At 40.3% G+C, this 16,940-nt stretch carries 13 protein-coding genes; 9 read left to right on the forward strand and 4 right to left on the reverse strand.

All coding sequences use genetic code 11. The features are described 5' to 3' along the window. Nucleotides 1-179 precede the first annotated feature (179 nt). From atpC to ACWICE_RS15290, 4 genes are all read right to left on the reverse strand, one after another. Nucleotides 180-428, reverse strand: a complete 249-nt coding sequence (gene atpC / locus ACWICE_RS15275; RefSeq protein ID WP_099370009.1) for an ATP synthase F1 subunit epsilon — start codon at nucleotides 426-428, stop codon at nucleotides 180-182. A gap of 150 nt (nucleotides 429-578) precedes the next feature. After that, complete coding sequence (atpD, locus tag ACWICE_RS15280; protein ID WP_093100256.1) at nucleotides 579-2,081, reverse strand: F0F1 ATP synthase subunit beta; 1,503 nt, start codon at nucleotides 2,079-2,081, stop codon at nucleotides 579-581. Nucleotides 2,082-2,276: 195 nt separating this feature from the next. Then, nucleotides 2,277-3,539: a hypothetical protein gene (locus ACWICE_RS15285; protein WP_454298708.1), complete on the reverse strand. Its 1,263-nt coding sequence runs from the start codon at nucleotides 3,537-3,539 to the stop codon at nucleotides 2,277-2,279. 20 nt (nucleotides 3,540-3,559) lie between these two features. Beyond that, the gene (locus tag ACWICE_RS15290) at nucleotides 3,560-5,956 is read right to left on the reverse strand and encodes a TonB-dependent receptor (RefSeq protein WP_454298709.1); all 2,397 of its coding nucleotides are present in this window, start codon (nucleotides 5,954-5,956) and stop codon (nucleotides 3,560-3,562) included. A 133-nt stretch (nucleotides 5,957-6,089) separates the two neighbouring features. Between ACWICE_RS15290 and ACWICE_RS15295 the strand changes: the two genes are divergently transcribed. From ACWICE_RS15295 to ACWICE_RS15335, 9 genes are all read left to right on the forward strand, one after another. Continuing rightward, nucleotides 6,090-7,238, forward strand: a complete 1,149-nt coding sequence (locus ACWICE_RS15295) for an alpha/beta hydrolase (RefSeq protein ID WP_454298710.1) — start codon at nucleotides 6,090-6,092, stop codon at nucleotides 7,236-7,238. A gap of 2 nt (nucleotides 7,239-7,240) precedes the next feature. Continuing rightward, nucleotides 7,241-8,287: a YncE family protein gene (locus tag ACWICE_RS15300; RefSeq protein WP_313261735.1), complete on the forward strand. Its 1,047-nt coding sequence runs from the start codon at nucleotides 7,241-7,243 to the stop codon at nucleotides 8,285-8,287. A 93-nt stretch (nucleotides 8,288-8,380) separates the two neighbouring features. Further along, on the forward strand, nucleotides 8,381-9,370 hold the full coding sequence (locus ACWICE_RS15305) for an ABC transporter permease (protein WP_454298711.1): 990 nt from the start codon (nucleotides 8,381-8,383) through the stop codon (nucleotides 9,368-9,370). 133 nt (nucleotides 9,371-9,503) lie between these two features. Next, nucleotides 9,504-10,328 carry an iron chelate uptake ABC transporter family permease subunit gene (locus tag ACWICE_RS15310; RefSeq protein WP_454298747.1) on the forward strand — a complete coding sequence of 275 codons (825 nt, stop codon included), beginning with the start codon at nucleotides 9,504-9,506 and terminating at the stop codon, nucleotides 10,326-10,328. Continuing rightward, on the forward strand, nucleotides 10,301-11,083 hold the full coding sequence (locus ACWICE_RS15315; RefSeq protein WP_313261741.1) for an iron ABC transporter ATP-binding protein: 783 nt from the start codon (nucleotides 10,301-10,303) through the stop codon (nucleotides 11,081-11,083). The genes ACWICE_RS15310 and ACWICE_RS15315 overlap by 28 nt, the downstream gene beginning before the upstream one ends. A 1-nt stretch (nucleotide 11,084) precedes the next feature. After that, a complete protein-coding gene (locus tag ACWICE_RS15320) occupies nucleotides 11,085-12,038 on the forward strand; it encodes a siderophore ABC transporter substrate-binding protein (protein ID WP_454298712.1) in 954 nt (317 codons plus the stop codon). A gap of 6 nt (nucleotides 12,039-12,044) precedes the next feature. Then, a complete protein-coding gene (locus tag ACWICE_RS15325) occupies nucleotides 12,045-12,857 on the forward strand; it encodes a siderophore-interacting protein (protein WP_254529519.1) in 813 nt (270 codons plus the stop codon). A 343-nt stretch (nucleotides 12,858-13,200) separates the two neighbouring features. Then, nucleotides 13,201-14,823 carry a M14 family zinc carboxypeptidase gene (locus ACWICE_RS15330; RefSeq protein ID WP_454298713.1) on the forward strand — a complete coding sequence of 541 codons (1,623 nt, stop codon included), beginning with the start codon at nucleotides 13,201-13,203 and terminating at the stop codon, nucleotides 14,821-14,823. A gap of 13 nt (nucleotides 14,824-14,836) precedes the next feature. Then, nucleotides 14,837-16,618, forward strand: a complete 1,782-nt coding sequence (locus ACWICE_RS15335; RefSeq protein ID WP_185213414.1) for a M14 family metallopeptidase — start codon at nucleotides 14,837-14,839, stop codon at nucleotides 16,616-16,618. The last annotated feature ends 322 nt before the right edge of the window (nucleotides 16,619-16,940 follow it).

A 16,940-nucleotide genomic window follows, 5' to 3' on the forward strand; every position in this document is an offset into this window, starting at 1 on the left:
TTTTAAATTTTGTTGTCTGTAGACTAAAATTAAAATTGGTATAATTTTGATTTTTTCAAATTTTTAGGAAACTGGTCGAAATTCTTCCTAAAACCGGCCTCGGACCGAAAAAACTTGCAAAAAAATAGCCCTTAGAACTTGAAGTTTTAAGGGCTACTTTATCGTAATATTTTGTTTATCTATTCTTCCGCAATTCCTTCTGCTAAAACGATGATATTGTTGTCCTTTACTTCTACTACACCACCTTTAATAATAATGACTTGTTCATCATTATTATTCTTAATAATGACTTTACCATCTTCTAGCGTAGACACAATAGCCGCGTGATCCTTCAGAATCTGAAAAGAACCCGCCGATCCCGGAACTGTAACCGCTGTTACATCACCTTCGTAAGCTAATTTGTCTGGAGTTATGATTGTTAATTTCATTCTTTTTTTAAGTATTTAGTAGTTAGTATAGAGTATTTAGAACTTTCTAAGTACTATTTTGCTACTACTTAAATCAGGATTATGTACCTAATACTTTGTAATTAGTAGTCAGGTCTAAATACTAACTACTAATTACTAAATACTAATATTTTAAACTGCTTCTGCTAATAGTTTTTTACCTTTCTCGATAGCGTCTTCGATTGAACCTACCAAGTTGAAAGATGCTTCTGGGTATTCATCTACTTCACCATCGATGATCATGTTGAATCCTTTGATAGTGTCCTTGATGTCTACTAAACAACCTTTCAGACCTGTAAATTGCTCTGCTACGTGGAATGGTTGTGACAAGAAACGTTGTACACGACGTGCGCGGTGTACCGTTAACTTATCTTCTTCAGATAATTCGTCCATACCTAAGATGGCGATGATATCCTGAAGTTCTTTATAACGTTGAAGGATTTCTTTTACGCGTTGTGCAGTATTGTAATGCTCATCACCTAAAACTGCTGGAGAAAGGATACGTGAAGTAGAATCCAATGGATCCACCGCTGGGTAAATACCTAACTCAGAAATTTTACGGGATAATACTGTAGTTGCATCTAAGTGGGCAAATGTTGTTGCTGGAGCAGGGTCAGTCAAGTCATCCGCAGGTACGTATACCGCTTGTACTGATGTGATTGATCCGTTCTTAGTGGATGTAATACGCTCTTGCATTAGACCCATCTCTGTTGCTAGGGTAGGTTGGTAACCTACTGCTGATGGCATACGACCTAATAATGCCGATACCTCAGAACCTGCTTGGGTAAAACGGAAGATGTTATCAATAAAGAATAAGATATCACGACCTTGTCCTTCGCCATCTCCATCACGGAAGTATTCCGCAATTGTCAAACCTGATAACGCAACACGAGCACGAGCACCTGGAGGCTCATTCATCTGTCCGAATACGAAAGTACATTTAGATTCTTTCATTAATTCCAAATCCACAGTGTCCAAAGGCCATTGACCTTTTTCCATTTCTTCCATGAATTTGTCACCGTATTTGATAATGCCTGACTCCAACATCTCACGAAGTAAGTCATTTCCTTCACGAGTACGCTCGCCTACACCAGCAAATACCGAAAGACCACCGTGTCCTTTTGCGATATTGTTGATTAATTCCTGAATCAATACTGTTTTACCAACACCAGCACCACCGAACAAACCGATCTTACCACCTTTTGCATATGGCTCTAACAAATCGATTACTTTAATTCCTGTAAACAATACTTCAGTTTCAGTCGATAGATCTTCAAACTTAGGAGGTACGTTGTGAATAGGACGACCGTTTTCCTTGTTTAATGCTTGAATACCGTCAATTGGATCTCCAACAACGTTGAATACACGACCTTTGATCTCTTCGCCAATCGGCATTTTGATAGGAGCGCCAGTATCAACGACCTTCATGCCACGAATTAAACCTTCGGTAGCATCCATTGCAATCGTACGAACACGTTCCTCACCTAAGTGCTGTTGAACCTCTAATATAATGCGCTGTCCATTGTCTTTCTCAATGTACAATGCATCATAAATCTTAGGAAGATTTTCATTGTCGGCAAAGTTGACGTCAACTACTGGGCCGATAATCTGCGCTATTTTACCAATATTGGGCATATTATAGGGACTAAAATTTATTAATCAATTTAAATACAGATTGTTTGAATGCCTGTATTTTGGAATGCAAAAATAAGTTTTATCTTATTAAAAGCAAAAGGGATATGCATATTTAATTTTTATTTTTTTCAAATCATCCTGCATACCCCTTTTTTGTTATTTATTTCTGCCTTTTATTGTCAGTTTTTCAAAACCTTACTGTCTTGCTACGATCTTGTAAAGTCCAGATACAGAACCCCCCGCAGTAACATTGAACAAGGCTTTCGCAGATGTACCCGTCAATTCATAGTATCCGTTCTGACTTCCATCTTTGGTATTCACCCTCAATAATGTTTTTCCGTCCAGATCAATCGCGCAGAATGCTGCTCCAGGATTTGTAACAGCTGGAATTCCACTGATCTTCATCCTTTGTTTACTGGCAATATCAATCTGGTAAAATTCCCAAACGTTTTCAAAATTGATGTTGCCTGAAGGTCCTCCAGTCAACTTCGTATTGGGAATCACCGTAATGATCTTCCCTTCCTTCGCAAATACGGAAACGAACTTTCCGCCTTGCTGGATTTCATCCATATTTAGGCTCCAGGTTTTATCTATGTCTGTTTCATTAGCCTTGATACGCACAATCTTAGATTTCCCGCCAACGGCGCTCCTCCCTTGTGTTACGATATAGAGGTCCCCATTGGAATCAAAGTCATACATATTATTATCATTGATGTAGGCAATAGATCCCGTATCCTCAATTTTTATGGTTTTCTCATACTTTCCGGTCGCAATATCGATTACCGCAATATATACATCTGGAAAATAATCATCGAAAAAGCCTTTTTGTGGACCGTTCGTCTTTGCATAACTGATGTTTGCATAAAGTTTGCCCGCTTTAATGGCCAAAAACTTCTGTCCAATAGATCTAAACAAGATTTCAGGAACGTTTTGACCTCTTTCATTGACTACGGATGCAAAATCCAATTCTCCAGTCCTTGTCATGTTGGTCGGATTAAAGGTCTGGATTTTCAAGGGCGATGCTCCATCCCAATAGTAACCCTTATTCTCATCATGGATAACGAAATTTCCAGAACCATTACTGTTATTATCTGCTGCAATGAATTTGCCAGCACTGATTTTTCCGTTCCCATCAACCAATAACTGATCAATACCAAGCTCATTGGTCTTGCTATTGAACATTTTCAGGAGTTGATTGCCATGTGGCCGCCAACCACCAAAACCCATCCCTTGAAAGCTATTGCTTCCGTTGTTGACCACATTGCCCGATGGTAATGCATCAAATGCGGTTGCAAAGCCAGGCTTCTGAAGGTTGTTCTCACTCATGGTAATTAGCACAAACTTGTCCTTTCCATCTGGTTCAACTGGTGTTGGTCCTCCATTGTCGTCACTGCAACTGGCAAAAACGCCTATACTGAACATAAACAAAATGGATGCTTTGAATCTATTGATTTTCATAACCTTTAATTTTTGTGTTTTTATATTTGATAACTAAGTTTTAAATGAAAGCTCCTGCCCGGTCGCTGCACCCGATAATAGTCATATATATCCCGGTTTAACAGGTTCCTGGCTTCTGCGCCGATGGCCATTTTATTTTTTTGGAATTGAAAGGTAAAACCTGCATTTAATAGGTGCTGGTTCGGTATAATAAGATTTGAACTTAGGTCAGCACTGCCTGATAATCCTAAGAATCCTCCAGGCTCAACCTCTTTAGGGATGGTTTCGAGATAGAACTCACGCATGAAATTGTAGTTCAAATAGACCTGAAGTTCGTTCTCTCGCTGAAATAGATCATGGTATTTTGCGGACGCAGCAAGGTTGGCAAAGAAATATGGCGTATTACGAAGCCGAGCCTTGTTTTTCCACGAATCCTGTGCGTTTTGGATACCAAATAATCTCAAGTCCTGCCATGTCGCATTCCCCGACAATTGATATTGCTCACTGATTTGGTACTTCATGTCTAGATCAACTCCATAACCACGGACATTCTCTTGGTTTTGATACTGTGCATTCGGTGCTTGAATAGGGACCAACAAAATCAATCCCTTTGTATTTCTATAGAAACTGTTCAGTTCAACTGTCAAAGGCTTCAAGAGCTGCGTATGGAGACCAAGGTTGAAATTTAAACTCTGTTCAGGGTTCAATTCAAAATTAGGGACGATGAAGATGTTGTTTCCAAAGAGTTCCTCCCGTTCCGGCAGTCTATAGGTATATTCTGCGGATGCCCTCAAGAAATTGTTTTCAGAAAACTGATATTTTATAGCTTCAGTGATCCCCCAATAATCTCCAGAAGTGTTTCTCTTGTCTTTTTCCGTGATATCTACGGAAAACCAGGTGTTCTGATATCCGTTCGCTTTGTAGACATAGTATTTTCCCATCAGCTGATTAGTCAAACGGTCTTGGAGTAGCGATTGCTCATAGGATAGCCCAAAAACATGTTTCTGGTAAGTTGATGCCAAACTCAGGACATCGATGTCCGAACCTTCAAGTTTTACGCCAAATGGGTCCTTTCCAGATCGGTTGGCCGAACTGAATACATAGTTTAATTCAACCTTGCTATTCGGACTAACTAAATAGCTCAAATTCGTCCTATTGACCCATTGCTTCTCGTCAATCTTGGACTGGGAGGGAAGTCGGCTTTCCCCTAAATTGGCACCGGGCTTAAAATTGCCGAACCAATCATAAGTACCCCTTAACGTATCAATCCGTTGTGTCTGCAGGATATTGTAGGAATTGAATTGATCAATACGTAATTTGTTATCCAGGAAGTTTGCTTTATACCGTATCGAAGGGGCAAGGGTTGCTTGGGTAGAGTGCAAAGCACCATAAGCATCGGTCATTAAGGCAGGATGTTGTTGTTCCTTATACAGATTGAATCCCGTTAAGCTGAACTTTAGTTCATCTGCCCATGATCGGTTCCGCATGCCCACAAACAGCTCACCCAGATAATGTCTATATGCATTATGAAATAGGGGAAGTCTCTGCGGTTCCTTGTTTTTGGTCTCTGGATTTACGACATCGACCAAGGCATCGTAATCATTGGCAGAATAATTATAGAAAAACTCACCACCATAACTCCATTTTTCATTCTTTGAAAGATTGGAAGCCATCAATCCAAGTCTATGCGTATTAAAAGAGCCCAGTTCATAATAGACTTTGGCATGTTTTCCCTGATTTTTATTAGTGACCAAGTTTACAGCTCCACCTAATGCATCTGAGCCTAATGAAACAGGTAAAACGCCCTTATATATTTCTACATGGTCCAGCATTTCAATAGGTAGAGAAGATAGGTTGTAGCCATCACCTAGGTAATCCAAAGGGATTCCATCTTTAAAGTATTTGATTGCCTTGCCCTGAAAACCATTTACGGATACCTCTGGGCGGCTTCCTAAGCCTCCATTCTGTCTCACCCTGATTCCCGTACTGCGGTTCATCAGGTCGCTCAATGATAACGCTTGGCTGGATACAGCCCGTGTATCGATAAATATATTGCGGATTGCCGCTTGCTTTATTTTTTTGTTTTCTGAATTCCCAATGATGGTCACCCCTTCAATTTGAGCTACCTCCTGCTGTAGGGAAAGCACTAAATGCAACTCTTCAAAACTGTTCTTAGTAAATGATCCCTGGTAGGGGATATAACCAATAGCTTTTACCTCAATAGTGTATTGCCCAGATTTTATGGACTCTAGGTAATAGGAACCAGTTTTATCTGTACTCCCCGCATATTCTGCAAAATGTATGCTTGCTCCATCAATTTTTTCCTTAGTTTGATCATCTACAACATCGATTTGAATCGAACTGCCCTGTTGGGCAAAAACTAAATTGTGACTAAAAATAGTTAGTAAAACTAAAATCGTATCCTTAATAAAACTCATCCTTTCTCCTAAATAGCGTTGATTTGCTGGTAAATATAGGCTTATTTATAATTAGTTTAAATAAAGTTTGTCATTTATTTAGAATCTATCTAATTTAGCTCCGAGTCAAAATGCTAAATGCAAACATTTAACTATGCCCAAAAAAATCATTGAGATAACAGTAAACATTCTGAACAATTGCGACCAATTTGTTGGTGATCCATTGTTCCTTGCTGGAACTTTCAATAATTGGGATACCGATCATTTATTGGTAGGAACAATCCCTGAAAAGGGGCAGTCTGTCCAATACCTGCTGCCCGAAGTACCAAGCGGAGAACTTGAACTGAAAATTACTCGTGGCAATTGGCAAACACTCGAAGCTACACAAAACGGCAAACTGAAATCGCCTCAAGTATTCAAGGTACAAAGAGACTCAGAAATCAATTTAGAGATAGAATCTTGGCGGGACCTTTTCCCCAAATCAACTGCGAGTAAACAGGTGCATATCCTGGATGAACATTTCTATTTTCCAGATTTGAATGTATATCGAAAGGTTATGATCTACTTACCCAAAGATTATTTCCATACTGACAAGCATTATCCAACCATTTATATGCATGATGGGCAGCATCTTTTCGATGAAGCTCGATCGATTGGTCGATCAGGACCTGTAGAATGGATGGTGGATGAATTCCTGGATGAAATTGATCCGTCTACAATCGTAGTCGCCATAGATCATGCAAAGAATTATGAGTTAAGACAACAAGAATACCTTGTGCATCCCGTTCAGGGGACTAAGAATCCTTTGGGATGGCTGTACCTCGAAGATATTGTCCATACCTTAAAACCATTTGTGGATAGCAATTATAGGACTCTTTCCGACCCATGGAATACCGCCATGGTCGGTAGTTCCATAGCAGGCCTGTTAACGCTGTATGCCGGGCTGAAATATCCTGGAGTGTTCGGTACTACCGCTGTTTTTTCCCCATCTATCTGGATGGACGAGTCAAATCTATACAGCTATTCTGAAAGCATGCTTAAAAAAGGCACGGATCGATCTGACCAAGAAATCTATTTCTATATGGGTGATCGGGAAAGGCGCTTTCGGATGATGGACTCCCATAATAATATGAAAATTGACCTCGATCGCTATTTCAATTGGATAAAAGATATTTTTCCTGGAAAATTAACACTCAATATCAATCCTGAAGGTAAACATGGAGCCTATTACTGGCAAAAAGCTTTCGAAGAATTTTACTTGCACTGGAAATCAAGAATTAACTCCATATATATAAATAAGTAACTATGAACACAATTAACTTCAATCACAAGTGCTCAATCATTTCAAAAGCTCTATTCCTCAGTACAGGGTTATTCTTTTGTGGTACTTTGGCTTTTGGCCAACAGGTAGTGAAATCTTCTCATGCTGGAACAGGCGTTTATGAAGCGGTAATCAATACAAACGATGGACATATCTACGTGACTTCAGCTGGTTCTAGAGCTAATCCAGGCGGTGCAATCTATAAAATTAACCCCAAAGATTTGGCTATTGTGGATAGCATCAGTCTAAAAGAAAACCCCCCATTCGGAATTGGAATCAATAATAAAACCCAGATTGCCTATACCACAAATACAAGAACGAATTCGGTAAGTGCCGTGGACCTAAAATCTGGAAAGTTATTGGCAACCATTAAAAATGGAGCCGAAGAATCCCATACCCGTGAGGTATTGGTTGATGAAGAAAATAACCTGATCTACGTATCTGATGTAGGTGATCCTAGTAATATCTGGGTCATTGATGGAAAAACGAATACCTATTCCCATTCTTTGGACAACCTTGGGAAAACAGCCACTGGCATGACTTTCCTGAAAGGAACGGACAAGATCTATGTGTCCGTTATTGGTGATAATTCCATTTACGTTGTCGATGTAAAAAGTAAAAAAGTTGAAAAGCAGTTTCCATCAGCTGGTGAAGCACCGGTAAATATTACTTCGGATGGAGAGCGCCTATTTGTTACCAACCAAAAGTCTGGCACTGTAACGGTTTTAGGTCCTGATGGTAATTTGATCAAGAGTATCCCAACGGGGGATGGTGCCATAGGGATAGCCTTTGATAAAGTGAAAAACAGAATTTATTCTGCCAATCGCCAAACTGGCACCACGAGTATTATCGATGCCAAGACATTAGAGGTAGTAGCGGATCTGCCTACTGGTTCTCGTCCTAATCATGTAAAGATCGATCCTAAATCAGGAGAGGCCTTTGTCATCAACAAAACCAAAGGTGGTAGACCAGTGGAAGGTCAGCCCGTGGAGGTCGACAAGAATGGCGATACCATCACAAAAATAAATTAATAAAATCTTGATGATTGCTATGTCCTGAACCTGATGGATCAGGGCATAGTTTCATTTTTTAGCATAGCATTTTTTTCGGTTTAAAGAGAGCCGTTGAAATGCTGTAAGGAGTTGGAGAAATTGAGTTTATTGAAGAATAAATACCTGCTATGGATCATTTCCATAGGGGTTGTTTTAGTTTTAATCTGGATATCCCTGTTTACAGGTGTGAAGGATATCCATTATTCCGATCTTTCCTCGGATAGTGAAAAGATGCTGTTCTTTCTGATCAGCCGAATTCCTAGAACTTTGGCCTTGGTATTGGTAGGAGCAGGATTGAGTATATCTGGTTTTATCCTCCAACAATTATCGCAAAATAGGTTTGTTTCGCCAACTACTTCTGGGTCTTTGGAGGCCGCAAAAATGGGGATATTGAGCGCCTTGATCCTTTTTCCGCAATCCTCCTTGACCATTAGGATGATCTTTGCCTTGCTCTTTACATTCTTTACCTCTTTCCTGTTCATCTATTTTATCAGCAAGATCAAGCTGCGCAGCACTGTATTTATTCCGCTTGTAGGATTGATGTTTGGAAGTATCCTCAGTGCCATTTCAACCTTTTTCGCTTATGAAAAAGGTATAGTGCAAAGTACGCAAGAGTGGCTGCTCGGAGATTTTTCCTCTGTGATGCAAGGACAATATGAAGCTATCTATATCATTCTTCCAGCGGTTATCTTGGTCTATCTGTTTGCCGAACGTTTTACCATTGCGGGTATGGGCGAGAGCTTTGCCAAGAATTTGGGACTTTCCTATAATACTATTGTCTATATAGGCTTGTTTACAGTCTCTATCGTGGTGAGTTCTTCCGTGCTTACCGTTGGAGCTATTCCATTTCTGGGGCTGATCATACCAAACTTGGTGAGTATGGTCTTTGGCGATAACCTTAGAAAGATTCTCCCAATAATAGCTTACGTGGGCGCAGTATTTCTCATCGTATGCGACTTGATCAGTCGGTTGATTGTCTTTCCTTATGAAGTGCCAATTGGGATGACAGTGGGCATAATAGGTGGAATTGTATTCTTGATCTTAATCCTTAAAAAGAAATAAGACCATGAAGCCAATCCTCAAATTTTCTATATTGCTAGGCCTATTACTAATAGTAATTGCCTTATTCCTGTTCTTTAACATTGACCTTTCCAATAATTACGCAATCAGTAAAAGATCGATTCGACTCTTTAGCATGTTGATAGTTGGCTGTTCGGTCGCTTATTCTTCAATCCTATTCCAGACGATTACTAATAACAGGATTCTGACCCCCTCAATCATGGGTTACGAAGCCATCTTTATCCTGTTCCAGACAGTTATCGTATTTATCTATGGAGATCGCACTTTTCAAGTCATCAATCAACAGGAGAATTTTTTATATGCCGTGATCCTGATGCTAGGATTTTCTTTGTTGATCTATCTTTTGATGTTTGGTAAGAATAAAAGAAGCATGTACTATCTCTTACTTACTGGGATGGTATTTGGGACCTTATTTTTGACCATGAGCCAATTCTTGCAAGTTCTTATCGATCCCAATGAATTTTCGATGGTACAAAATTTCATGTTTGTCTCCTTCGCCAAGATGAACAGTAAGTTATTGGGCATTGCCGGGATTACCATGTTGGCAGCCATCGTCTATATCAGTTTTAACCTTCGATACCTCGATGTTATTGCACTGGGAAGAGATCATGCCATTAACCTTGGTGTCGATTACAACAAGATGGTCAAAAGATTTCTAATCTGTATCACCCTATTGGTTTCAGTATCCACAGCATTGGTCGGGCCCATTACTTTCCTTGGAATTCTGGTCTGTAACCTGACCTATGAACTTTTTAAAACAAGAAAACATCAGTATATGCTTCCTATTTGTGCCGTGATTTCTGCGCTCTGTTTAGTATTGGGGCAGTTTCTAGTGGAACAGGTCATCGGATTTACCACAACGGTCAGTATCATTATCAATTTTATCGGCGGTGTTTATTTTATGTATTTACTATGGTTGACGAGGAAAAAAATAAGTTAAGCTTTGACGCGATAGTCAAGCGCTATGGCAAAAAGGAAGTGTTGAAAAATCTTACCGGTGGTTTTCCACAAGCTAAGATCACCTCCTTGATTGGACCTAATGGTGCTGGGAAAAGTACCTTGTTGTCAATAATAAGTCGCTTGATTAAGCAAGATGCTGGGCATGTGGCTTTCTATGAGAAGGAGCTTTCCTCCTATAAAGGAGCTGAATTGGCAAAAAAACTATCCATCCTGAAGCAGTCCAATCACCTTGAGTTGAAACTTACCGTACGGGACCTCGTTTCCTTTGGACGGTTTCCTTATAGCCAAGGTAAACTGAGCGAATTGGACTGGAGGAAAGTGGATGATGCCATCGCGTTTTCGGATCTAATGGAATTAAAAGATTCCTTTATCGATGAATTGAGTGGTGGACAACGACAGAGGGCGTTCATCTCCATGATCATTGCCCAGGACACTGATTTTATCCTGCTCGATGAGCCCCTCAATAATCTGGACATGAAGCATGCTGTCCATGTCATGAAAACACTGCGGAGGCTCGTGGATGAGTTGGGAAAAACGGTAATCATGGTCATCCATGAAATCAATTTTGCTTCCCAATATTCCGACCAAATTATTGCGCTGAAAAATGGAGAGATCCTTTATAATGATCAAACCAATAAAGTAATCGATGCGAAAATCCTGCATGAAATTTTTGACCTTGAATTTAATATCATCGAAATCAACAATAAAAAAATCTGTAACTATTTCAATCTATAAAATGAATAAGATGTACATCAATATATTAAGGCAATCCATGGCAATGTTAATCTTGCCTTTTGTATTCCTATCCTGCCAATCTAATTCAACGAAGCAAGACGATAAGGTCGTGAGTGACACACTACATATTGAACATAAATTGGGCAAACAGATCATTCCCAAAAACCCCAAACGCAGCGTTGTTCTGGATATTGGTGCTTTAGAAACAATGAATGAATTAGGGATTACGCCTGTCGGGGTACTCAAGAAATTCCTTCCTTCCTACCTGAAGACCATCCATGACAATCCCGATGTGGCAGACGTGGGTTCTGTGATTGAACCCGACTTTGAAGCCATTGCTGCAACAAAACCTGAAATTATTTTTATTTCAACCCGACTAGAAAGATTTTACCAAGAAATCAATGAGATTGCCCCAACGGTTTTTATCGGAACTGACAATAAAAATTTTCTTCCCTCCTTTGAGAACAATGTCAAACTGATCGGAAAGATATATGGGAAAGAGGAGTTGGCGACTGAAAAATTGGAATCATTGAACAAGAAAATTCTTGCCGCCCAAAGCAAATTCCAACAGGATCCGCATCAAGCGCTGTTCTTGATCTACAACAATGGAAAATTCAGTGCCTTTGGTAAAGGTTCAAGGTTCGGTTTTATCCATGATGTTCTAGGCATCAAGCCCGTCCTTGAATTGCAGGATGAATCTGTTCATGGTCAACGGGTCTCCAATGAATTGATTGCTGAAGCCAACCCTGATTATCTGTTTATCGTCGACCGAAATGCTGCGGTCTTAGGAAAGAAATCAAGTAAAGAGGAAGTGGAAAATCAACTGATCAAACAGACCAAAGCCTTTAAATCAAATAACCTGTTTTATCTCGACCCCAATGTATGGTTTATCTCCGGAGGGGGGATAACATCAGTGGATTTGATGGTCGATGATATCGTAAAACTTATTCAATAACAAAAAATGGAAAAGCCAATCATATCAAAACATGTTTTTAAGGTAACGGATAAACAATCTATTACCCCACATTATATTCGCGTGGTCCTGAAATCAGATGAGGAGATAGACTTTGATAAATGCACACCTGGTGCAAACAATAAGATCTTCATCCCTCCGCATGGAAAGAAGGAAGTTCAATTTGCCAGTTTTGATGCGCAAAAAGGGGAGTGGGTCATGCCTGATGAAGACGTGAAACCTATTGTCCGCACTTATACCCATCGGAAATACAATCCCGAAACGCAAGAAATTACGATTGATTTTGTAAACCATGGTGATAACGGTCCTGCCTCAACTTGGGCTCGCAAGGCCGGCCTAGGCGATCAATTGGGGGTTGCCATGAAAATTAGGGAAACTGTGCATTATCCCAAAGTAGACTGGTACCTTTTGATTGGTGATGCGACAGCAATTCCAGTAATCTGTTGTATCCTGGAAAGCCTTCCTTCATCAGCTAAGGGGTATTGTTTGATAGAAATCCCAACCGAGCATGATTTTCATCCAGAACTAAAACATCCCGGATTTGAATTTCAATGGTTAATCAATCCAGAGCCAGAAAAAGGAAGTACATTAGCTACTTTGGCTAAAGAGGTGCAACTACCTAGTGATCAATCGAAGTTTGCTTATGTAGCCTGTGAGTACAGTTCTGTAAAAGATCTTCGAACTTATTTCAAAGATAATCTAGGTTGGTCCAATAAAGATTTTTACGCATTCTCATATTGGAAAGCCGGTGTCGCTGAAGATAAGTCCGCCCAGGACCGAAGGGAAGAAAAGTCAGAATAATAAAATCATATTGTTATTAGCTTTCTCAATCAAATCTTGAAAGACGAGAAGTTTAGGTATTAGAATAAATGCAATTTGAATATCATAGGGATGAAACCTGTTTAATCATTCCAACTTTTTTGCAGATTTCTTAAAGAAAAACCACCCCTAATCGCAATTATAACAATATTGTTATCCAAGGGGCTGTGATAAAAATGATGGCCTAATAACCTGTTTTCAGGCTTCCCATTCATTCTATTCCCAAATTTTTTAAATAATCATTTAAAAATGGGATTATCTGCTTAATGCCTTTCAATTATTAACCTAATTCAGTAGTTTAGCGACAGACTAAATACCTAAATATATGAAATACTGGATCATTTTGCTGCTCTCCTGCGGCATGCCGTTTTTTGTACATGCACAGTGGAATTATCCCAATTTCGATGCATTGACAAAACAAATTCAAGATGTATCTTCAAACAAACTCGTGGAAAGAACTTCCATCGGAAAGTCGGTTGGTTCTGAAGATATCCCATTAATTAAAATCCAAAATGGAAAAACTGCAAAACCCACATTATTGATTGTTGCCGGTGTAGATGGAAAACATCCTGCTGGAGTGGTCAATTCATTAAATGTGGCCAAACAGATCTTAGCCCTTCCTAACGATCAACTGAATGAACTATTGGCCAATAAATCCATTTGGATTATTCCTGTTCTAAATGTAGATGCTTATAAAAGAAATTCCAGTTCTGCAGCTTGGTATTCTGGAAATGCCAGAACCATAGACAATGATCGTGATGGTCGGATCGATGAAGATCCTGAAGTAGACCTAAATAAAGATGGTTTGATTTCACAGATGAGGATCAAAACGCCTGCAGGACCTTACCGTTCCCATGCCAATAATGCCGATTACCTGGTTTTGGCTGAACGTAATAAAGGTGAATCAGGAACATATGAACTTTATACCGAAGGACGTGATGCAGATCAAGATGGTGTAATCTCGGAAGATGGTAAATCAGGTGTCAACTTGGACAAGAACTTTACCTATGATTATCCATTTTTCGAACCAGAAACCGGGGATTATGCAGCTTCGGAGCCGGAAACCAGGGCAATCATCGATTTGATCTTCGAAAATCCTCAAATTGCGGCCGTATTGCACTTCGGCTTGCAGAACAATCTATCTGTACCTGAACAATTCGATCAAAGAAAAGCTTCGGAAAGAATTACGAAGTCTTGGACCAATAACGATGCACAAGTTTCTGCATTTGTGAGCAAGATCTATAATGATGCCGTAAAACCAATGGGAGAAGCTCCAAAAATGCCTGCTGGTAAAGGAAACCTAAGTCCAACGATTTATTACCATACAGGTAAATTCAGCTTTGTTACGCCATCATGGTGGATTCCGACCATTTCGGATACGACGAAGAATGCTGGACCGAAAGTGCCTGCAACAAACAACTCCGACCGTTTTGTGAACTGGGTTAAAAACCAAGGGATCCAAGGAGCAATCCTTCCATGGGCCAAGGTTAACCATCCGGATTTTCCAAATCAGGATGTGGAAGTCGGTGGTGTCGTGGAACGTTTTGTGAACAACCCTCCCGTAGCATTATTGGATGCTTCAGCAAAAATGCACAGCAACTTTGTGGTTGAATTGACCCGTTCGCTGGCCAGCCTGGAATTCTCAAGCCCGAAAGTGACCAATCTTGGCGATGATATCTACCGTATCGAAGTGAAAGTCTTCAATACGGGTGCCATGCCTGTCTATCCGGAAATTGCAGATAAGATTAAGCATGTTTCCAAAATGAAATCCATTATGGAATTGCAAAAAGGACAATCTTTCCTAAGCGGAAAACGCCTTCAACTTTATCCAACCCTTCAAGCTGGTGCTTCCAATACCTTCTCTTGGTTGGTCAAAGGAAAAGGTAAAGTACAGTTGACTGTTGGTTGCCCAACTGCCGGTGAGAAAACCCTAGATATTAACCTATAAAATCTGCCAAGAAATGAGACTATCATATAAAATATTATCACTTGCCTTAGCACTGAGTGTTTCGGCAGCCTTTGCCCAAAAGAAAAACGACGATGTCAGCAAGGAGATCGCCGGTCTACGGGCTGTTGGTTCGCCCTCCAATCCTAAAGTTCAAATGAATTGGAGCCGTTACCACGACCTTAAACAAATGGAACAGTTCTATAAGGACCTACAAAAAGCCTATCCTGACCTTATTAAATATGAGTCTATTGGGAAAAGTTATGAAGGCAGGGACATCTTTGTCCTGACCGTAACGGATTTCAAGGAAGGTAAACCCGAAAGAAAACCGGCAATGTGGATCGATGGTAACATCCATGCCAATGAATTGCAAGGGTCTGAAATATCCATGTACACCGCATGGTATCTCTTAGAAAACTATAATACTGTCCCGTTTATCAAAGATTTATTGAAGGATAAGGTGTTTTACATCGCGCCAACGATCAATCCAGATTCTCGTGAATACTTTATTTACCAACCGAACACCATGCACTCCTCTAGGACTGGTCGAAGACCATTTGATAACGATGGCGATGGACTGGTAGCAGAAGATCTATACGATGATTTGGATGGAGATGGCGAAATTGTCATGATGCGCCGCAAGTCCAAGACCGGAAGGTTTAAAGCCGATCCTGAAAATCCTAACCGTATGCTGATGGTGAAACCAGGTGAAGTAGGCGAATATGAAATGCTGGGTTTTGAGGGGATTGACAATGATGGTGATGGATTGGTCAATGAGGATATCACAGGAACTTATGACCCTAACCGTGACTGGGGATGGAACTGGCAGCCAAACTATGTACAGGGTGGTGCCCTCTACTATCCAGGAACCTTGCCTGAAACGCAAGCTGTCAAGAAATTTATCTATGCCCATCCGAATATCGCAGGAGCGCAATCGTATCACAACTTCGGAGGTATGATCCTGCGTGGTCCAGGAGCCGCAGATGATGAAAGGTTCTACTCAAGAAAAGACGTTCAGGTATATGATGCCCTAGGAAAGACCGGAGAAAAGATGTTGCCGGGCTATGATTATATCGTGATCCATAAAGATCTGTATACCGTGTTTGGTGGCGAGATCGATTTCTTGGCCCTGACCCGTGGTATCTTTACTTTCTCCAATGAATTGATGACTACCTACAAGCTTTTCAATGAAAAGTCCGAAGGTGGCCTAAGGAACAGTGATGAGTATTATGAGTTTGATAAGCTTTTGATGTTCGGAGATGCCTATGTGCCATGGAAAGAGTTTGATCATCCGCAATATGGTAAGATCGAGATCGGTGGAGCTAAGAAAAACTATACTCGTAACCACCCAGGTTTCTTATTGATGGAGGATGCACACCGAAATGCCGCATTTACCATTTACCATGCTTACCACATGCCTAAATTGGAGGTAATGGAATCCAGCATTAAACCTCTTGGTGGTAATCTATATGAAGTGAATGCAACCATTTGGAATACCAGGATTGTTCCTACACACTCAGACCATGATGTGAGACATAAGATAGAACGCCCTAACCATATCCGATTAGAAGGTGCACAGGTGGTAACAGGGATGCAGGTATTGAACGCTGACTTCAATGAAACGCTGGAGCAAAAGTATCAGCCACAGCAGATCGAAGTACCTACTATTGATGGTATGAGCTCCGTGAAGGTAAGATGGATCGTAAAAGGAAATCCTAGTTCAGCGAAGCTGATCGTGGATAGCCCTAAAGGTGGATACCTTGAATATAATCTGAAGGACGCAGCGAACAAGTCCTAATCAAAACAGCAACAATTTACAAATCGGTTTATACCTTGAAGCAGCAATCTACGGATTGCTGCTTTTGTTTTTTTTTTGGGGGAAGTAAGGTCATAGCGAAATCGTAATATGAGAAAACCATTGTTAATAAAGAAAGGATAGTTCTGAGATCTTTTGGAAAAAGCTCTCCTTTTCCAGGGTCACCCTGAGGAACGAAGGGTCTCGGAACCAAACATATCAAGTGTGTATTGGCGTACAGGTCCTCAATCGAAGATTGAGGATGACAGGGTCATGAGACAGAAACGTACATGCCCCCTTCACTTATCATTCAGAATGGTTTTAG

The sequence above is a fragment of the Sphingobacterium sp. NPDC055346 genome (genome assembly GCF_053645235.1).